This is a genomic window from Paraburkholderia tropica (assembly GCF_914484835.1).
GTDB lineage: Bacteria > Pseudomonadota > Gammaproteobacteria > Burkholderiales > Burkholderiaceae > Paraburkholderia > Paraburkholderia tropica_A.
Genome location: NZ_CAJZAR010000030.1, coordinates 40,290 through 59,861, shown reverse-complemented (window position 1 = coordinate 59,861; position 19,572 = coordinate 40,290). Strand labels below are relative to the sequence as shown.

Annotated in this window: 11 protein-coding genes and 1 riboswitch; of the genes, 4 read left to right on the top strand and 7 right to left on the bottom strand. The window is 67.5% G+C overall.

Features of this window, described 5'->3' with window-relative positions; genetic code table 11:
* Positions 1-266 precede the first annotated feature (266 nt).
* Together hemE and LDO54_RS03815 are read left to right on the top strand one after the other, a co-directional pair.
* Complete coding sequence (gene hemE, locus LDO54_RS03820; protein WP_224006603.1) at positions 267-1,358, top strand: uroporphyrinogen decarboxylase; 1,092 nt, start codon at positions 267-269, stop codon at positions 1,356-1,358.
* A gap of 438 nt (positions 1,359-1,796) precedes the next feature.
* Positions 1,797-4,130, top strand: a complete 2,334-nt coding sequence (locus tag LDO54_RS03815) for a primosomal protein N' (RefSeq protein WP_224006600.1) — start codon at positions 1,797-1,799, stop codon at positions 4,128-4,130.
* A 40-nt stretch (positions 4,131-4,170) separates the two neighbouring features.
* Here the strand turns inward: LDO54_RS03815 and LDO54_RS03810 are convergent, their stop codons facing one another.
* Entirely contained in the window at positions 4,171-4,320 is a 150-nt protein-coding gene (locus tag LDO54_RS03810) for a hypothetical protein (RefSeq protein WP_224006597.1), read from the bottom strand.
* A gap of 288 nt (positions 4,321-4,608) precedes the next feature.
* On the opposite strand from LDO54_RS03810, the gene putA reads away from it, so the two are divergent.
* Together putA and LDO54_RS03800 are read left to right on the top strand one after the other, a co-directional pair.
* Entirely contained in the window at positions 4,609-8,550 is a 3,942-nt protein-coding gene (putA, locus tag LDO54_RS03805) for a trifunctional transcriptional regulator/proline dehydrogenase/L-glutamate gamma-semialdehyde dehydrogenase (RefSeq protein WP_224006594.1), read from the top strand.
* Between the two features lie 92 nt (positions 8,551-8,642).
* On the top strand, positions 8,643-9,791 hold the full coding sequence (locus LDO54_RS03800) for a branched-chain amino acid ABC transporter substrate-binding protein (RefSeq protein WP_224006590.1): 1,149 nt from the start codon (positions 8,643-8,645) through the stop codon (positions 9,789-9,791).
* A gap of 158 nt (positions 9,792-9,949) precedes the next feature.
* Here LDO54_RS03800 and LDO54_RS03795 read toward each other — a convergent pair whose 3' ends face one another.
* The 6 genes from LDO54_RS03795 to gcvT form a co-directional block, all read right to left on the bottom strand.
* On the bottom strand, positions 9,950-11,680 hold the full coding sequence (locus LDO54_RS03795) for a thiamine pyrophosphate-binding protein (RefSeq protein ID WP_224006586.1): 1,731 nt from the start codon (positions 11,678-11,680) through the stop codon (positions 9,950-9,952).
* A gap of 108 nt (positions 11,681-11,788) precedes the next feature.
* A complete protein-coding gene (locus LDO54_RS03790; protein ID WP_224006583.1) occupies positions 11,789-13,177 on the bottom strand; it encodes an L-serine ammonia-lyase in 1,389 nt (462 codons plus the stop codon).
* A 101-nt stretch (positions 13,178-13,278) separates the two neighbouring features.
* The gene (locus tag LDO54_RS03785; RefSeq protein ID WP_405045154.1) at positions 13,279-14,373 is read right to left on the bottom strand and encodes an alginate lyase family protein; all 1,095 of its coding nucleotides are present in this window, start codon (positions 14,371-14,373) and stop codon (positions 13,279-13,281) included.
* A gap of 304 nt (positions 14,374-14,677) precedes the next feature.
* Positions 14,678-17,659 carry an aminomethyl-transferring glycine dehydrogenase gene (gcvP, locus tag LDO54_RS03780; RefSeq protein ID WP_224006580.1) on the bottom strand — a complete coding sequence of 994 codons (2,982 nt, stop codon included), beginning with the start codon at positions 17,657-17,659 and terminating at the stop codon, positions 14,678-14,680.
* A 96-nt stretch (positions 17,660-17,755) separates the two neighbouring features.
* Positions 17,756-18,136 carry a glycine cleavage system protein GcvH gene (gene gcvH / locus LDO54_RS03775; protein ID WP_224006577.1) on the bottom strand — a complete coding sequence of 127 codons (381 nt, stop codon included), beginning with the start codon at positions 18,134-18,136 and terminating at the stop codon, positions 17,756-17,758.
* 70 nt (positions 18,137-18,206) lie between these two features.
* Complete coding sequence (gene gcvT / locus LDO54_RS03770; protein ID WP_224006574.1) at positions 18,207-19,325, bottom strand: glycine cleavage system aminomethyltransferase GcvT; 1,119 nt, start codon at positions 19,323-19,325, stop codon at positions 18,207-18,209.
* A gap of 102 nt (positions 19,326-19,427) precedes the next feature.
* A riboswitch (glycine riboswitch) is annotated at positions 19,428-19,555 on the bottom strand.
* Positions 19,556-19,572: the final 17 nt, after the last annotated feature.

Here is a 19,572-nt window from a genome sequence, read left to right as displayed (position 1 = left end):
AGGTAGTCGATCATAGTCCGCGCGTCCTCACGCGTTAAGCATGGACAGACCTGGTAGCGCGCGGGCGCGGCGGCGGCATCCCGGTGGTGCGGCGAGTGGTCGCCGTTCCACGGTCGCAGGCGCGACGCAGCGCCTGATCGAGACCTCGTGGAGCCTTCGTGGTGTCCGTGTCTTGCGCTTATGCCGTCCATCAACGCCATGCCGTACGCGCCGGTCCGGTAAAATAGCGGTCTGCTTCCGAATCTCGCGCGCAAGCGCCTCCGCACGTGGCCCACACCCTTCTGAACGACACCTTCCTGCGCGCATTGCTGCGTCAGCCGACCGAGTACACGCCGATCTGGCTGATGCGCCAGGCAGGCCGTTATCTGCCGGAATACAACGCCACGCGCAGCCGCGCGGGCAGTTTCCTCGGCCTCGCGAAGAATCCCGATTACGCGACCGAAGTCACGCTGCAGCCGCTCGAACGCTATCCGCTCGACGCCGCCATCCTGTTCTCGGACATCCTCACGATTCCCGACGCGATGGGTCTCGGCCTGTCGTTCCAGGCGGGCGAGGGTCCGAAGTTCGCGCATCCGGTGCGCACCGAGGAAGACGTGGCGAAGCTCGCCGTGCCCGACATCGGCGAGACGCTCGGCTATGTGACCGACGCCGTGCGCGAAATTCGCCGCGCGCTCACCGACGGCCAGGGCCGTCAGCGCGTGCCGCTGATCGGTTTCTCGGGCAGCCCGTGGACGCTCGCGTGCTATATGGTCGAAGGCGGCGGCTCGGACGATTTCCGCACCGTGAAGTCGATGCTGTACGCGCGCCCCGACCTCATGGAGCGCATTCTCGAAGTCAACGCGCAGGCCGTGGCCGCGTATCTGAACGCGCAGATCGAAGCGGGCGCGCAGGCCGTGATGATCTTCGACACGTGGGGCGGCGCGCTCGCGGACGGCATCTATCAGCGCTTCTCGCTTGCTTACATCCAGCGCGTGGTCGCGCAGCTCAAGCGCGAGCACGACGGCGAACGCGTGCCGGTGATCACCTTCACGAAGGGCGGCGGGCTGTGGCTCGACGAGATCGCCAATACGGGCGTCGACGCAGTCGGCCTCGACTGGACCGTGAACCTCGGCCGCGCGCGCGAGCGCGTGGGCGACCGCGTGGCGCTGCAAGGCAATCTGGACCCGAACGTGCTGTTCGCGTCGCCGGCCGCGATCCGCGAACAGGCGCGCGCGGTGCTCGACAGCTTCGGCGCGCATCCGGGTCACGTCTTCAATCTCGGCCACGGCATTTCGCAGTTCACGCCGCCCGAAAGCGTCGCTGAACTCGTCGACGAAGTGCATCGCCATAGCCGCGCGCTGCACGCTGCGTCTGCGTGAAGTTTTTGTTGCAACGCAGCGCGTAGGGCAGGGGCTGGGCTCCGGGCACCAGGGTAACACCGGGCTCAAGAGGCCAGCCAGACGCCCTCCGGGCTCTGTCAAGCATTGACTTATGCACACTTGTCTCGTTGCGGCGCGCAAGAGGGAAAAATTGCCGCAGCGAGCGAGGACGGGCTCGAAAGAATCAATCAGACCCTTGACAGATAAGGCTTTCGCCGCTCCATGGCGTTTTGTGCGGTTTCCCACATAGGCGCGTCAAAATGGCTGGCGCGGCGGGCCGACATCAAGTTCTCAACAAAGTTATCCACAGGCGCGACGACGGGGAGCGCGATTGTTCTGCGGAATCCAAAACTTAGCGCGCAAAGTGAAGGTTTACTTTAAGTTCGGGCGTCGGTGCGCCAGCGCACATAGCGCAGCCGCTGCGCGCGGGGGCGCTGCATGAGCACGCGTTTCGCGCGTGTCGCGCTCGACCATCCGCTGGATGCGCTTTACGACTATCGCTACCCCGACGGCTGGCCCGAGCCCCGGCCGGGCATGCTCGTGCGCGTGCCGTTCGGACGGCGAGAGTCCGTGGGCCTCATCGTGGAAGTGAGCACTCACAGCGAGGTGCCCGCGAACAAGCTGCGCGACGTGATCGAGGTCTGCGCGTCGTGCCCGCCACTGTCGCAGCAATGGCTCGCGCTCGTGGAATTCGCCGCCGACTATTACCAGCGCGGTCTGGGCGAAGTCGCGTTGCCGGCGCTGCCGCAGGCGTTGCGCGATCCGCCGCGCTGGCGGCGTCTGCTGGCGCCCGAGGAGCGTTACCGGATGCTGCCTGCGGGCCGCGAAGCGTTGCCCGACGCACTGCCCGCCCGCGCGGCCGCGCTGCGGCGTCTCGCCGAGGCGCTCGTGGCCGCAGGTGAACTCGATCTCGCCGATGCGCGCGCACTGCATCCGAAGGCCGCCGCAACGCTCGATTCTTGGCGCGATGCGGGTTGGGTCGAATACGAGTGCGTGGAGTTCGGCGCCGCGCCGCGCGCATCCGGGCAAATCCCGACCGTAAAATCTACCGACGAATGCGACGGTGCGAGTGGCGGCGTAATCCCGTCCATCAGCACGAATGGAAACATCGGTGCCCGCGCAACGATCGCGCCGCATCGGCTCAGCGACGAGCAGCAGGAAGCCGTCGAAGCGATTGTCGATTCGAGCGGCTTCGCGCCGTTTCTGCTGCACGGCGTAACGGGCAGCGGCAAGACCGAGGTCTATCTGCGCGCGCTGGCCGCGCGGCTCGAACGCGAGCCCGACGCGCAGGCGCTGGTGCTGGTCCCCGAAATCAATCTGACGCCGCAGTTCGAGGCGGCGTTCCGCACGCGCTTCGCGGGCGTGCTGCCCGAAGGCGCGATCGTCACGCTGCACAGCGGGCTGGCCGAAGGCGAGCGCGCGCGCCACTGGCTCGCCGCGCATACGGGCCGCGCGCGCATCGTGCTGGGCACGCGGCTGGCCGTGATGGCCTCGCTGCCGCATCTGGCGATGATCGTCGTCGACGAGGAGCACGATCCCGCCTACAAGCAGCAGGAAGGGCTGCGCTACTCGGCGCGCGATCTGGCTGTGTGGCGCGCCAAGCAGCTCGCCATTCCGGTCGTGCTGGGCTCGGCCACGCCGTCGCTGGAAAGCTGGTGGCAGGCCGATCAGGGCCGCTATACGCGCCTCACGCTGTCACGGCGCGCGATGGCCGACGCCGTGCTGCCGACGGTCAAGCTGATCGATCTGGAAGAGGAGCGGCGGCGCGGGCGCGCCTCGTTCGAGGGGCTGTCCGGCCCGCTGGTCGCGGCCATGAAGGCGCGCCTGGAGCGCGGCGAGCAGAGCCTGATTTTTCTGAACCGGCGTGGCTATGCGCCGACGCTCGCCTGCGACGCCTGCGGCTGGGTCGCGGGCTGTCCGCGCTGCAGCGCCTACGTCGTGCTGCACAAGCCCGAACGGGCGCTGCGCTGCCATCACTGCGGCTGGGAAGCGCGCATTCCGCATTCGTGCCCGGAGTGCGGCAACGTCGATATCGCGCCGATGGGACGCGGCACGCAACGCATCGAGGAAGCGCTCGCGAGCGCGGTGCCGGGTGCGCGGGTGCTGCGCATCGATGCCGACAGCACGCGCCGCAAGGGCAGCGCGCAGGCGCTCTTTTCCGACGTGCACGCGGGCGAAGTCGATATCCTCGTGGGCACGCAGATGGTCGCGAAGGGGCACGACTTCCAGCGCGTCTCGCTGGTGGGCGTGCTGAACGCCGACAACGCGCTGTTCTCGCACGATTTCCGCGCGAGCGAGCGCCTGTTCGCGCAACTGATGCAGGTGAGCGGGCGTGCGGGCCGCGCCGGATTGCCCGGCGAGGTGCTGGTGCAGACGCGTTATCCGCGTCACGCGATCTACCACGCGCTCGCGCGCCACGATTACGTGGGTTTCGCGAATTCGCAGGTCAAGGAGCGCCGCGACGCGCATCTGCCGCCGTTCGTCTATCAGGCCTTGCTGCGCGCCGAAGGGCGCACGCTCGAAGCCGCGCTCGCGTTTCTCGCCGAAGCCGCCGCCGCGCTCACGGCGATTCCCGCCGCCTCGCGCGTGATGGCCTACGACGCCGTGCCGCTCACCATCGTCAAGGTGATGAACGTGCACCGCGCGCAGCTGCTCATCGAGAGCCAGTCGCGCGCGGCCCTGCAGGCGACGCTGCACGCGTGGCAACCGGCGCTGCGCGCGCTACGCGGCGTGCTGCGCTGGAATCTCGAAGTCGATCCGCTCGATATCTGACGCGCCTGGCGGGCAACCCCCGTTGCCTGCTGTCGGCGCCTTAGCGCTTCGCCGCTCCCGACGCGTCTCCCTGATCGGCGCGGGCGACGCGCAGCTTGCGCGTCTCCGACAACGTCGCGCCACGAATGAACAGCACGGCGCACAGCGCGCACATGCTCCAGACACCTGCCACCACCAGCCACTTTTCCATTTTTTGGTCCTCGCGCCGGTTCGAACGTCCGGCTCCCCGTTGTTCTTTGTATAACGGCACGGCGACAGAAACGATTAGGGTTACCCAGAAAGTGTGGGCCAGGGAAAATACCGAGTGCAGCCGCACTGCCACGACTGGCGGGCATCCGGCGCAAACCCAGGCCACACGGGGCTTCACGCGGGGTGCAACCAGACATTTTGAATGGTTGCACCTTTTTAATTGGAGGGGTACGATTCGCCAACTTTTTCAGTCTTGGCCGGTGCGGGTCAGCCGGCATACGAAGGAAACATGGCTAGCACCACCCTTGGCGTCAAGGTCGACGACCTCCTCCGCTCGCGGCTCAAAGACGCCGCCACGCGCCTCGAGCGCACCCCGCACTGGCTCATCAAGCAGGCCATCTTCGCTTACCTCGAGAAGATCGAGCACGGCCAGCTGCCGCCGGAACTGAACGGCCACGTCGGCGCTACCGATCTGGGCGACGGTTCCACCGACGGCCCCGACGAGTACGCCTCGCATCCCTTCCTCGAATTCGCGCAAAACGTGCAACCGCAGTCGGTGCTGCGCGCGGCCATCACGGCCGCGTACCGCCGCCCGGAGCCGGAGTGCGTGCCGTTCCTGATCGGCGAAGCGCGCCTGCCCGCCAATTTGACCGGCGACGTCACCAAGCTCGCGACCAAGCTCGTCGAAACGCTGCGCGCCAAGCGCACGGGCGGCGGCGTCGAAGGCCTGATCCACGAGTTCTCGCTGTCGAGCCAGGAAGGTGTCGCGCTGATGTGCCTCGCCGAAGCGCTGCTGCGCATTCCCGACCGCGCCACGCGCGACGCGCTGATCCGCGACAAGATCAGCAAGGGCGACTGGAAATCGCACGTGGGCCACGCGCCGTCGCTGTTCGTGAACGCCGCGACCTGGGGCCTCATGATCACCGGCAAGCTGGTCACGACGAATAGCGAGACGGGTCTGTCGTCGGCGCTCACGCGCATGATCGGCAAGGGCGGCGAGCCGCTGATCCGCAAGGGCGTCGACATGGCGATGCGCCTGATGGGCGAGCAGTTCGTCACCGGCGAAAACATCTCCGAGGCGCTCGCGAACAGCCGCAAGTTCGAAGCGCGCGGCTTCCGCTACTCGTACGACATGCTCGGCGAAGCGGCCACGACCGAAGCCGACGCGCAGCGTTACTACGCCTCGTACGAGCAGGCGATCCACGCGATCGGCAAGGCCGCGGGCGGACGCGGCATTTACGAAGGCCCGGGCATCTCGATCAAGCTTTCCGCTCTGCATCCGCGCTACTCGCGCGCGCAGCAGGAACGCACGATGAACGAACTGCTGCCGCGCGTGCGTGCGCTCGCGGTTCTCGCGCGCCGCTACGACATCGGCCTCAATATCGACGCCGAAGAAGCCGACCGCCTCGAACTCTCCCTCGACCTGCTCGAAGCGCTCTGTTTCGATTCGGAACTCGCGGGCTGGAACGGTATCGGCTTCGTGGTGCAGGCGTACCAGAAGCGCTGCCCGTTCGTGATCGACTACATCGTCGATCTGGCGCGCCGCAGCCGTCACCGCATCATGGTGCGCCTCGTGAAGGGCGCGTACTGGGACACGGAAATCAAGCGTGCGCAGCTCGACGGCCTCGAAGGCTATCCGGTCTACACGCGCAAGATCTACACGGACGTCTCGTACCTCGCGTGCGCGAAGAAGCTGCTCGGCGCGCCCGACGCGGTGTATCCGCAGTTCGCCACGCACAACGCGTACACGCTGGCCGCGATCTATCACCTCGCGGGCAACAACTACTATCCCGGCCAGTACGAATTCCAGTGCCTGCACGGCATGGGCGAGCCGCTGTACGAAGAAGTCACGGGCCCGCTCGCGCAGGGCAAGCTGAACCGTCCGTGCCGCGTCTACGCGCCGGTCGGTACGCACGAAACGCTGCTCGCGTACCTCGTGCGCCGTCTGCTCGAAAACGGCGCGAACACGTCGTTCGTGAACCGCATCGCCGATGAAACCGTGCCGGTCGCCGAACTCGTGACGAACCCCGTCGACGACGCCGCGAAGGTCGTGCCGCCGGGCGCGCCGCACACGAAGATTCCGCTGCCGCGCGAACTGTTCGGCGCCGAGCGTCTGAATTCGATGGGCCTCGATCTCTCGAACGAACATCGCCTCGCGTCGCTGTCGTCGGCGCTGCTGGCGAGCGCGCATCATCCGTGGCGCGCCGCGCCGATGCTCGCCGATATCGATCAGGCCGAAGGCACCGCGCGCGACGTGCGCAATCCGGCCGATCATCGCGATCTGGTCGGCACCGTGGTGGAAGCGACGAGCGAGCACGTGAGCGCCGCGCTCTCGCACGCTGTCGCCGCCGCGCCGATCTGGCAGGCCACGCCCGTCGATGCGCGCGCCGACTGCCTCGCGCGCGCCGCCGATCTGCTCGAAGCGCAGATGCACACGCTGATGGGCCTGATCGTGCGCGAAGCGGGCAAGTCGCTGCCGAACGCCGTTGCGGAAATCCGCGAAGCGATCGACTTCCTGCGCTATTACTCGACGCAGATCCGCGAGGAATTCTCGAACGACACGCATCGTCCGCTCGGTCCGGTCGTCTGTATCAGCCCGTGGAATTTCCCGCTGGCGATCTTCATGGGCCAGGTCGCCGCCGCGCTCGCCGCCGGTAACACGGTGCTCGCGAAGCCCGCCGAACAAACGCCGCTGATCGCCGCGCAAGCCGTGCGCATCCTGCGCGAAGCGGGCGTGCCTGCCGGTGCGGTGCAACTGCTGCCGGGCGATGGCGAAACCGTGGGCGCGGCGCTGGTCGCCGATCACCGCACGCGCGCCGTCATGTTCACGGGCTCGACCGAAGTCGCGCGCCTGATCAACAAGACGCTCTCGCAACGACTGGATTCGGATGGCCGTCCGATTCCGCTGATCGCCGAAACGGGTGGTCAGAACGCGATGATCGTCGATTCGTCGGCGCTCGCGGAACAGGTCGTCGCCGATGTGCTGCAAAGCGCGTTTGACTCGGCGGGCCAGCGCTGCTCGGCGCTGCGCGTGCTGTGTCTGCAAGACGATGTGGCCGAGCGCACGCTCGAAATGCTCACGGGCGCGATGAAGGAACTGGCGATTGGCAATCCTGATCGTCTCTCGGCCGACGTCGGTCCGGTGATCGACGTGGAAGCCAAGCGCGGTATCGACACGCACGTCGCGACGATGCGCGAGAAGGGCCGCAAGGTCACGCAGATGTCGATGGCCGACAGCTGCGGCGCAGGCACCTTCGTGCCGCCGACGCTGATCGAAATCGACAGCCTCGACGAACTCAAGCGCGAAGTGTTCGGCCCGGTGCTGCACGTGATCCGCTATCGCCGCAGCCAGCTCGACAAGCTGCTCGAACAGATCCGCGCGACGGGTTACGGCCTCACGCTCGGCATCCACACGCGTATCGACGAAACGATCGCGCACGTCGTGGGCCGCGCGCATGTGGGCAACATCTACGTGAACCGCAACGTGATCGGCGCGGTGGTCGGCGTGCAGCCGTTCGGCGGCGAAGGGCTGTCGGGCACGGGTCCGAAGGCTGGTGGCGCGCTGTATCTGTCGCGTCTGCTGGCCAAGCGTCCGGCGGGTCTGCCGCAGTCGCTCACGAAGGCGCTGGTGGTCGACATGCCGCAAGGCGAGAACGGCGAGCGTCCGCAGTCGGCGCAAGCGAATCTCGCGGTGCTGCGCGACTGGCTGATCGCCGAACGCGAACCGGCACTCGCGGCGCGCTGCGAAGGCTATCTGGAATACGTGCTCGCGGGCGCCACGGCCGTGCTGCCTGGCCCGACGGGCGAGCGCAACACCTACACGCTTTCGGCGCGCGGCACGGTGCTGTGCGTGGCCTCGACGCCGACCGGCGCGCGCGCGCAACTCGCGGTCGTGCTGGCGACGGGCAACCGCGCGCTGTTCCAGGGCGCGGCCGGTGAAGCGCTGGTGACCGCGCTGCCTGCTTCGCTGAAGCCGCACGTTGCGATCAAGAAGACGGCCGATGCCGACTTCGACGCCGTGCTGTTCGAAGGCGACAGCGACGAACTGCTCGGTCTCGTGAAGGACGTGGCCAAGCGCGGCGGTCCGATCGTCTCGGTGCAAGGCGTGGCGGCGCATGCGCTCGCCAACGGCGACGAAGATTACGCGCTCGAACGCCTGCTCACGGAACGCTCGGTGAGCGTGAATACCGCGGCCGCAGGCGGTAATGCAAATCTGATGACGATCGGCTAAGCACAGTCCATACTGTCGATCGTCTCAAGACAAGGAAGCGGCAAGGCTCGCGCCGAAGCCGCTCATTTGATACCTGGTACCAAGGAGAAGCTATGCAACACACGATGAAGCAGCTGGCAGGCGCAGCGCTGGTTGCGGCCCTGTCGCTGGCGGGGACCGCGCAGGCGCAGCAGGCGGAAGACGTCAAGATTGGTTTCGCGGGCCCGATGACCGGTGCGCAGGCGCACTACGGCAAGGACTTCCAGAACGGCATCACGCTGGCCGTCGAGGAAATGAACGCGACCAAGCCGGTGATCGGCGGCAAGCCGGTTCACTTCGTGCTGGATTCGGCGGACGACCAGGCTGACCCGCGCACGGGCACGACGGTCGCGCAGAAGCTCGTCGACGACGGCATCAAGGGCATGCTCGGCCACTTCAACTCGGGCACGACGATCCCGGCTTCGCGCATCTACGCGAACGCAGGCATCCCGCAGATCGCCATGGCGACCGCGCCTGAGTACACGCAGCAAGGCTTCAAGACCACGTTCCGCATGATGACCTCGGACACGCAGCAAGGCTCGGTGGCCGGCGCGTTCGCGGTGAAGAACCTGGGCCTGAAGAAGATCGTCGTGATCGACGACCGCACGGCTTACGGCCAGGGTCTCGCCGACGAATTCGCGAAGGCTGCGAAGGCTGCGGGCGGCAACATCATCGACCGCGAATACACCAACGACAAGGCCGTCGACTTCAAGTCGGTCCTGACGAAGGCCAAGGCGATGAACCCCGACCTCGTCTACTTCGGCGGCGCCGATTCGCAAGCCGCGCCGATGGTCAAGCAGATGAAGTCGCTGGGCATCAAGGCGCCGCTGATGGGCGGCGAAATGGTCCACACGCCGACGTTCCTGAAGATCGCGGGCGACGCGGCCAACGGCACGGTGGCTTCGCTGGCGGGCCTGCCGCTCGACCAGATGCCTGGCGGCAAGGACTACGTCGAGAAGTACAAGAAGCGCTTCGGTGAAGACGTCCAGACGTACTCGCCGTACGCTTACGACGGCGCGATGGCCATGTTCGACGCCATGAAGAAGGCCAACTCGACCGACCCGGCGAAGTACCTGCCGTTCCTCGCGAAGACGAGCATGCCGTCGGTCACGTCGGCTGACCTCGCGTATGACGCGAAGGGCGACCTGAAGAACGGCGGCATCACGCTGTACAAGGTCGTCGACGGCAAGTGGACGACGCTGCAAAGCGTGGGCGGCAAGTAATCGCTGCCTGACCCTGACCGCTCTGCGCGGTCAGGCGCTGTAAAAAAGCCCCGCAGGCTTCAAACCTGCGGGGCTTTTTGTTTGGGCTTCGATCGCGACGGTGCGCGACTCGCGCGAAAGGTGAGGCTATTCAGGATCGCTAACGACTTGATGGCACTTCACTGCGCTCGCGCCTTGCGCCCCTGTTCGCGAACCTGTTCGAGCGTGGCGGCGGGCGTGCTCGCTTCCTTCGTCACGCGAATCTCGATCAGCGCGGGCTTGCCCGCGTTCAACGCGCGATCGAGGGCACCCGCGAACTGCGCCGTGCTCGTCACTGTTTCGCCGTGCGCGCCGAACGACTGCGCGAAGGCCGCGAAATCCGGATTGGTGAGCTGCGTGCCGTGCACGCGGTCCGGATAGTTGCGCTCCTGATGCATGCGGATCGTGCCGTAGTGGCTGTTGTTCACGACGATGAACACCACGTTCAGGCCGTACTGCATCGCCGTCGCAAGTTCGGACGAGGCCATCATGAAACAGCCGTCGCCCGCGAGCGCGACCACGGCGCGTTGCGGATACAGCGACTTCGCCGCGATGGCCGCGGGCACGCCGTAACCCATCGCGCCGCTGGTGGGCGCGAGCTGCGAGCGGAAGTGTCGATACGCGAAATGCCGATGCAGCCACGTCGCGTAGTTGCCCGCGCCGTTGGTGACGATGGCGTCGTCGGGCAGGCGCGCGCGCAGTTGCTGCATCACTTCGCCGAGTTGCACGTCGCCGGGCATCGGGCGCGGCGCGCGCCACGCGAGATAGGCGTCGTGCGCCTGCGTCGCGCTGCCGGTCCAGGCGACCGAATCGGGCGCGGGCAGCGCGGCCAGTTGCGCGGCGAACTCCGCGAGACCGGAGACGATCGGCAGATCGGCGGCATAGACGCGCCCGAGTTCTTCCGCGCCCTGATGCACGTGAATGAGCGTCTGCTTCGTCTTCGGAATATCGAGCAGCGCATAGCCCGCCGTGGTGGCTTCGCCCAGACGCGGCCCGAGCGCGAGCAGCACGTCGGCTTCGCGGATGCGCGCGCTCAGCGCCGGATTCGCGCCGAGGCCCACGTCGCCCGCGTAGTTCGGATGATCGTTGTCGAGCGTGTCCTGGAAGCGGAACGCGAGGCCCACGGGCAACTGCCAGTTCTCGACGAAACGTTGCAGATCGGCGCACGCCTGCGGCGTCCAGCCGTGGCCGCCCGCGATCACGAACGGCTGCTTCGCGTTCGCGAGCAGATCGCGCACGCGCTCGATCTGCGCCTGCGACGGCGAGGCCTGCACGCGCTGCGCGGCGGGCGGCGTGGCTTGCGCTTCGGCGGCGGGAATCGCGCCGCTGAGCATGTCCTCGGGCAGCGCGAGCACGACGGGACCGGGACGCCCCGACATCGCCACATGAAACGCGTGGCTCAGGTATTCGGGCACGCGGCGCGCGTCGTCGATTTGCGCGACCCACTTCGCCATCTGGCCGAACATGCGCCGATAGTCGATTTCCTGAAACGCCTCGCGGTCCATCTGCTCGCGCGCGACCTGGCCGATCAGCAGGATCATCGGCGACGAATCCTGAAACGCGGTGTGCACGCCGATCGAGGCGTGCGTCGCGCCCGGCCCGCGCGTGACGAGCGCCACGCCCGGCTTGCCCGTGAGCTTGCCGACCGCTTCGGCCATGTTGGCGGCGGCGGCTTCGTGACGGCACACGAGGGTGTCGATGCGCGTGGTCTCGTCGGCGAGCGCGTCGAGCACGGCAAGATAGCTCTCGCCGGGCACGCAAAACACGCGCTCGACGCCATTGGCGACGAGCGCATCGACGACGAGGCGCGCGCCGGTCACGCTGGCCTTGTTGTCGTGATCGGCGCGATTCGGTTCGTTCGGCTGCTGCATGGCGATGCCATCTCCTTCGTTCTTGTCGTGAATCGGGTGGATCGTTTCGAGTTGCTTCCAGTCGCTTCGAGTCGCTTCGGGTGACGTCAGCAGCCGCACGCGCTCACATCAGCATTCGACGATGTTGACCGCGAGCCCGCCGCGCGACGTTTCCTTGTATTTGGTCTTCATGTCGGCGCCGGTTTCGCGCATCGTCTTGATGACCGAATCGAGCGAGACATAATGCGCGCCGTCGCCGCGAAGCGCCATGCGCGCGGCGTTCACGGCCTTCACCGAGGCCATCGCGTTGCGCTCGATGCAGGGAATCTGCACCATGCCGCCGACCGGATCGCAGGTCAGGCCGAGGTTGTGTTCCATGCCGATTTCGGCGGCGTTCTCCACCTGTAGCGGCGTGCCGCCGAGCACGGCGGCGAGCGCGCCCGCCGCCATCGAGCAGGCCACGCCCACTTCGCCCTGGCAGCCGACTTCCGCGCCCGAGATCGACGCGTTGAGCTTGTAGAGAATGCCGATCGCGGCGGCCGTGAGCAGGAAGTCGATCACGCCTTGCTCGTTCGCGCCCGGCGTGAAGCGCACGTAGTAGTGCAGCACGGCGGGGATGATGCCGGCCGCGCCGTTGGTGGGCGCGGTGACGACGCGGCCGCCCGCGGCGTTTTCCTCGTTCACGGCGATCGCGTAGAGATTGATCCAGTCGATCATCGAGAGCGGATCTTGCAGCGCGCGCTCGGGATGCGCGGTGAGCGCGCGATAGAGCGTCGGCGCGCGGCGCTTGACCTGGAACGGGCCGGGCAGCGTGCCGTCGGCGTCGGGATTGTTGATGCCACAGCCGCGCGACACGCAGGCCTGCATCACGTCCCAGATGCGCAGGAGGCCGGTGCGGATTTCCTCGTCGCTATGCCAGATGCGCTCGTTTTCGAGCATCAGCTGCGCGATGCTTTTGCCCGTCGACGCACACAGCGCGAGCAGTTCCGCGCCGGAGGTGAACGCATGCGGCATCTGCTGCGCGGCGGCCAGCACCTTGGTGTTCGGCGCGCCCGCCGTGACGACGAAACCGCCGCCCACCGAGAGGTAGGTGCTTTCGCGCAGCGTCGCGCCGTTGGCGTCGAGCGCGCGCAGCTTCATGCCGTTCGGATGCTCGGGCAGCGCCTGGCGATAGAACGCGATGTGCTCCTTCATCACGAACGGAATCGTGTGATGGCCGAGCAGCGCGAGCAGGCGCGAGGTGCGCACGGCTTCGAGACGCTGGTTGATGGTCTCGGGGTCGACGGTGTCGGGCGCGTCGCCCATCAGGCCGAGCATGACGCCGCGGTCGGTGCCGTGGCCCTTGCCGGTCGCGCCGAGCGAGCCGTACAGCTCGACCTTCACCGAGGCGGTGGGCGCGAGCAGCCCGTCGCGCTCGAGTCCTTCGGCGAACATCAGGGCCGCGCGCATCGGTCCGACCGTGTGCGAGCTGGACGGCCCGATGCCGATTTTGAAAAGATCGAAAACGCTGACTGCCATGGGTACTGCTCCTGCTTGATCGTGTCGGTTTCAGGGGATGCAGCGCGGTGCGGTGCGCGGCATCGAATACATGCGCCACCGCTGCAACCCGAAACGCGCGATCAGCGCGCCGGCAACGGCAGGCAGACGGCAAGCCACGCGGGTGGCGTGGCTGCCAGTTTCAGGGCGATCGGCGCATAGCGGCCGTCGAGCCGCGCAGCGAGGTGAAACAGTTCGGCGGCGTTCTTCGGGTCCCAGGCGCCGGTGTAGCCGGGCAGACCGGCCTCGCGGCGCTTGGCGTCGAACGGCACGCTCGAATGCACGAACTCGTCGTGCGTCTTTTCGCCGAGCGCGTAGGGCGTGAGCCAGTCGAGCGCGCCCGCGAGCGTCGCGCCGTTGGCCGCGCGCTCGGGCAGCCAGTTGCGGTTGTGGCGGCGCGCGGCGAGCGCGGCCGTCACGAGCGGCTGCAAATCGTAGGTCACGTAGTGCAGCGCGTCGCGCTCGGTGAAATCGAGCGTGGAACCGTCGGGCGCGACGTTGTCGCCGATATGCTCGACGAACAGGCGCTGCGCCGTGGCGATCATCTTGCGGTTGTCGAGCGTGAACGCCGTCATCGCAATGAGTTTGACCCGATGGCTCTGCCAGTTGTTCGCGAACGTGCCCTTGAGCGGGCGCGGCTGCGCATCCACCTGCTGGATGTAGCCGTTTGCGAACTTGTTCAGAAACAGCATGGTCGCGTTGCGCGTCTTCACCGGCAGCGCGCTCGCGGTCATGTCGTAGGCGAGGATCAGCGCCTCGAAGCGCGTTTCGTCGATCGGATTGAAGCTCGGCTGATAGGTCGTGACCCACGCGAACAGGAAGCGGTCGACGAGCTTCAGGAAGCGGTCGTCGCTGGTGGCGCGCCAGGCGAGCGCCGCGTTGCGCATCAGGTCGAGTTCCTTCTCGGCCTCCACGCTCTGGTCGTAGATGCCCTCGTGCGGCAGCGTGCCTTCGGTGTGCAGTTTCGCGAGCGGATGCGGCACGTCGTTCACGTGCGCCTGCACCTCGGCCACCAGCGCTTTCACGCCGGGGTCCGCATTGGTGCGCTCGCTGGTCTGCAGGGCGGGCGCCGCGCAGAAGTTCATCGCCGCGCGCGCCGGCTGCGCCGCGCTCAAGGCCGCGAGGCCCGCACTCACGAGACACGCCGCCGCAAGCGTGCGCGCGCGGCCGCGCGCCATGCGGCCCGTGGCCTGCGTGATTGCCGGATGCCCGGCAAAGGCCGTTCCCACCTTCCGCGCCATGCGCGACTCCCTGGTTCAAGGCTGACAGGTGTGTGATGTTAACGGTTTGGCGGGTTTTGGCGAAGTTTCGCGGCGGCAAATGTAACGAAAGTAATGGCGTCAGTCGGGGCGCAAGGCGAGACACGAGGCGGGTCGCAGGGCGGCGCGCACGCCGCCGCGTCAACCGGAGGTCGCGCGGCGGCATGGCGGTGTCCAACACCTGTGACTCGTTCGTGACCCGACTGTTACTCGCCTGTTACGGTCATTCGCCCGCGGTTTCGTCGGCGTAATCGGCGATCGGCACGCACGAGCAGAACAGGTTGCGGTCGCCGTAGACGTTGTCGGCGCGGCCGACCGGCGGCCAGTACTTGCGCGCGACCAGCGACGCAACCGGATACGCCGCCTGCTCGCGCGAGTAAGCGTGCGCCCAGCCGTCGGCGACCACCACGGCGGCCGTGTGCGGCGCGTGACGCAGCGGGTTGTCTTCCGCGTCGGCGCGGCCGTCTTCCACGGCGCGGATTTCCTCGCGGATCGCGATCATCGCGTCGATGAAGCGGTCCAGCTCCTCCTTCGACTCCGACTCGGTCGGCTCGACCATCAGCGTGCCCGGCACCGGGAAGCTCATGGTCGGCGCGTGGAAGCCGTAGTCCATCAGGCGCTTGGCGACGTCGTCGACGGTGATGCCGCTCGCGTCCTTGATCGGGCGCAGGTCGAGAATGCACTCGTGCGCGACGAGGCCGCCGGGGCCGCTGTAGAGCACCGGGAAGTGCGGCGCGAGCTTGTTCGCCACGTAGTTCGCGTTGAGGATCGCGGTTTCGGTGGCTGCGGTGAGGTTCGCCGCGCCCATCATCGCGATGTACATCCACGAAATCGGCAGGATCGAGGCCGAGCCGTAGGGCGCCGCGCTGACCGCGCCGATGCCGTGGCCCTGATCGGTCGAGCGCTTGTAGCCCGACGAAAGCTGGTTCGGCAGGAACTGCGCGAGGTGCGCGCCGACCGCGACCGGACCGACGCCCGGGCCGCCGCCGCCGTGCGGAATGCAGAAGGTCTTGTGCAGGTTCAGGTGCGAGACGTCGCCGCCGAACTGGCCCGGCGCCGCGAGACCGACCATCGCGTTCATGTTGGCGCCGTCCACGTAGACCTGGCCGCCCGCCGCGTGCACGATCTCGCAGACTTCGCGCACGTTTTCCTCGAACACGCCGTGCGTGGACGGGTAGGTGATCATGATCGCCGCGAGCTTCGCCGCGTGCTGGTCGGCCTTGGCCTTGAGGTCGGCGAGATCGATGTTGCCTTGCGCGTCGCACGCGACCACCACGACCTGCATGCCGGCCATTTGCGCCGACGCCGGGTTCGTGCCGTGCGCCGAAGCGGGAATCAGGCAGACGTTGCGGTGCGCTTCACCGCGCGAGGCGTGGTACGCCTGGATGATCAGCAGACCGGCGTACTCGCCTTGCGAGCCAGCGTTCGGCTGGAGCGAGACGGCGGCGTAGCCGGTCGCGGCCACGAGCATCTGTTCGAGCTGATCGACCATTTCGCGGTAGCCGACGGTTTGCTCGGCGGGCGCGAACGGGTGGATGCGGCCGAACTCGGGCCACGTGACCGGCAGCATTTCCGAGGTCGCGTTGAGCTTCATCGTGCACGAGCCGAGCGGGATCATCGAACGGTCGAGCGCGAGGTCCTTGTCCGACAGGCTGCGCAGATAGCGCAGCATTTCCGTTTCCGAATGGTGACGGTTGAAGACCGGATGCGTGAGGTAGGCGCTTTCGCGCGCGAGCGATGCCGGGAAGGTGGTGCAATTCGTGGCGGCGCTGGCGGCGGCGAGTTCGGCGTCGAGTGCGTCGACCGACGGCGTTTCGCCCGCGAACGCGGCTTGCGCGAACACGGCGAGCAGATCGGCCAGATCGCCGCGCGTGGTGGTTTCGTCGACGGAGACGCCCACGCGCGTGTCGCTCACGCGGCGCAGGTTCATGCCGCGCGCGAGCGCCGCGTCCTGCAGCGCCTGGGTGCGCGCGCCCGCTTCGAACGTGATCGTGTCGAAGAACGACGTGTTGACGAGCGTGTAGCCGAGCTTTTGCGCGCCCGCGGCGAGGATCGCGGCCACGCGGTTCACGCGCTGCGCGATGCGCTTCAGACCCTGCGGGCCGTGATAGACCGCGTACATGCTGGCCATGATCGCGAGCAGCGCCTGCGCCGTGCAGACGTTCGAGGTGGCCTTTTCGCGGCGGATATGCTGTTCGCGCGTTTGCAGCGCGAGGCGCAGCGCCGGGTTGCCCTGCGCGTCGACGGTCACGCCGACGAGACGGCCCGGCATCTGGCGCTTGAAGTCGTCCTTCACCGCGAGGTAGGCGGCGTGCGGGCCGCCGAAGCCCATCGGCACGCCGAAGCGCTGCGAGTTGCCCACGGCCACGTCCGCGCCCCATTCGCCGGGCGGCGTGAGCAGCGTGAGCGCGAGCAGGTCGGCGGCGGCGATCACCGCGCCGCCCGTGGCGTGCACGGCTTGAGCGAGTTCGCGGTAGTCGCGCACGTCGCCGTTCACGCCCGGATATTGCAGCAGCACGCCGAAGGCGTTCGCCTGCGCGGCCTCGGCGGCCGGACCGACCTTCACTTCGATGCCGATCGGCCTGGCGCGCGTCTGCACGACTTCGATCGTTTGCGGCAGCACGTCGTCGGCGACGAAGAACACGTTCGACTTCGACTTGCCCACGCGCTGCACGAGCGTCATCGCTTCGGCGGCGGCGGTGCCTTCGTCGAGCAGCGATGCGTTGGAAATGGCGAGGCCCGTCAGGTCGACGATCATCTGCTGATAGTTCAGCAGCGCTTCCAGACGGCCCTGCGAGATTTCCGGCTGGTACGGCGTGTAGGCCGTGTACCACGCCGGGTTTTCGAGCACGTTGCGCAGGATGACGGCCGGCGTGTGCGTGTCGAAATAGCCCTGCCCGATGTACGAGCGGAACACCTGGTTCTTGTCCGCGAGCACGCGCAGCGCGGCGAGCGCTTCGGCTTCCGAGCGCGGCTGCGAGAACGGCCCGAGCGGCAGCGTTTCGGTGCGGCGGATCTTCGCCGGAATCACCGCGTCGATCAGCGCCGCGCGCGACGCGAAGCCGAGCGCGTCGAGCATCGCCTGCTGGTCGGCCGTGTCGGGGCCGATGTGGCGGGCGGCGAAGGCGTCGTGCGCTTCGAGCGCCGCGAGCGAGAGAGCCGTGGGCGAGGTGTTCATCAGACGATCCGGGTGTTCGAGCTTCATGAGGTTTCCTGCCGGCGCGGGCGGCGCGTCGCGTGTGCCGCGATGCCGCCGCGCCTGTGCGTTGGGACGGGCTTTCGACGAAAGCCGTCCCGGGGTTTAGGCGCCGATGGCCTTCTCGTAGGCGGCGGCGTCGATCAGCGCGTCGAGCTTGGCGTCGGCGGCCGGCTTGATCTTGAACAGCCACGATTCGTAGGGCGCGCCGTTCACGCCTTCGGGGGCGTCGACGAGCGCGGCGTTCGATTCGACGATCTCGCCCGACACCGGCGCGTAGATGTCCGAGGCGGCCTTGACCGATTCGATGACGGCGATGGCGTCGCCCGCCGTGACGGCGCGGCCGGCTTCGGGCAGTTCGAGGAAGACGATGTCACCGAGCGCTTCCTGCGCGTGATCGGTGACGCCGACGGTCAGCGTGCCGTCGGCTTCGGTGCGGATCCACTCGTGCGATTCGGTGTATTTCAGATCGGCCGGGATGCTCATGGTTGCTCCAGTGCGTGGTTCGGTTTATGGCTTGAAAAAGGGTGGGCGTGCGCGCCGGAATCCTTGCGGATCAGGCGACCAGCACCTTGCCGTTGCGCACGAACGGCAGTTTTACCACGCTTGCGGGAAGGGCTTTGTCACGGATCTGCACCTGCACGACGTCGCCCGGCTGCACGCCCGCGGGCACGCGCGCGAAGGCGATCGATTCCTGCATCGTCGGCGAGAAGGTGCCGCTCGTGATCTCGCCGTCGCCGTGCGGCGTCAGCACTTTCTGGTGGGCGCGCAGCACGCCGCCGGCCTTGCCGTTTTCCTTCTGCAGGATCAGGCCGACGAAGGTCGAGCGCGTGCCGTTCGCTTCGAGCGCGGCGCGGCCGACGAACGCGCGCGGCGTCTTCAGATCGACGGTCCAGGCGAGGCCCGCGTCGAGCGGCGAGACGGCGTCGTCCATGTCCTGGCCGTAGAGGTTCATGCCCGCTTCGAGACGCAGCGTGTCGCGCGCGCCGAGGCCGCAGGGCTTCACGCCCTGATGTTGCAGCGCGTCCCAGAATTCGCAGACGGCGGCGGCGGGCAGCACGACTTCGAAGCCGTCCTCGCCCGTGTAGCCGGTGCGCGCGATCATCAGCTCGCCGAACGGCGTGGCTTCGATCTTCGCGGCGTTGAAGGGCTTGAGGATTTCGGTGGCGCTGCGCGAGGAGGGCGCGACCGCCCAGACCTTCTCGCGTGCGTTCGGGCCTTGCACGGCGACGATCGCGAGATCGCGGCGCGGCGTGATGGTGAGGCCGAAGCCGCCTTCGGCGTTGAGCTTCTCGAACCAGGCGATGTCTTTTTCGGCCGTGCCCGCGTTGACGACGGTGCGGAACGTGTCCTCGGCGAAGTAATAGACGATCAGGTCGTCGATCACGCCGCCTTCGGGGTTGAGCATGCAGGAGTAGAGCGCCTTGCCGGGCGTCGTCAGCTTGGCGACGTTGTTGGCGAGCGCGTGCGAGAAGAAGTCGCGCGCCTTGGCGCCCGAGAAGTCGACGACGCACATGTGCGAGACATCGAACATGCCGGCGTCGGTGCGCACGGCGCGATGTTCGTCGATCTGCGAGCCGTAGTTGACGGGCATGTCCCAGCCGCCGAAGTCGACCATGCGGGCGTTCAGCGCGCGGTGCGTGTCGTTCAGCGGGGTGCGTTTGAGTTCGGTCATGAGGCCTCAGGCGGTCGCGAGGTTTTCCGTGCGAAATTCGCGCGAAAACGAAAAAGGCCATGCAGGACTCGCCGCAGGCACGATGCCCGTGGTCGGTTCTTGCATGGCCCCTCTGTCCTCGGTACCTGAGAGATTGCGTCGGGAAAGACGCGCGCCCCTTCGGTGGGCAGCCTGAACGCCAGGGTTACGATCCCTCCGCCGTTCTACTGCCGCTCTCCAGAGTTGCGGACCTGAGTGCCGTCTCGCG

Coding starts and splice junctions, on each gene's coding strand:
- LDO54_RS03815 (WP_224006600.1), top strand. CDS start 1,797: ATGAGCACGCGTTTCGCGCGTGTCGCGCTCGACCATCCGCTGGATGCG.
- LDO54_RS03810 (WP_224006597.1), bottom strand. CDS start 4,320: ATGGAAAAGTGGCTGGTGGTGGCAGGTGTCTGGAGCATGTGCGCGCTG.
- putA (WP_224006594.1), top strand. CDS start 4,609: ATGGCTAGCACCACCCTTGGCGTCAAGGTCGACGACCTCCTCCGCTCG.
- LDO54_RS03800 (WP_224006590.1), top strand. CDS start 8,643: ATGCAACACACGATGAAGCAGCTGGCAGGCGCAGCGCTGGTTGCGGCC.
- LDO54_RS03795 (WP_224006586.1), bottom strand. CDS start 11,680: ATGCAGCAGCCGAACGAACCGAATCGCGCCGATCACGACAACAAGGCC.
- LDO54_RS03790 (WP_224006583.1), bottom strand. CDS start 13,177: ATGGCAGTCAGCGTTTTCGATCTTTTCAAAATCGGCATCGGGCCGTCC.
- LDO54_RS03785 (WP_405045154.1), bottom strand. CDS start 14,373: ATGGCGCGCGGCCGCGCGCGCACGCTTGCGGCGGCGTGTCTCGTGAGT.
- gcvP (WP_224006580.1), bottom strand. CDS start 17,659: ATGAAGCTCGAACACCCGGATCGTCTGATGAACACCTCGCCCACGGCT.
- gcvH (WP_224006577.1), bottom strand. CDS start 18,136: ATGAGCATCCCGGCCGATCTGAAATACACCGAATCGCACGAGTGGATC.
- gcvT (WP_224006574.1), bottom strand. CDS start 19,325: ATGACCGAACTCAAACGCACCCCGCTGAACGACACGCACCGCGCGCTG.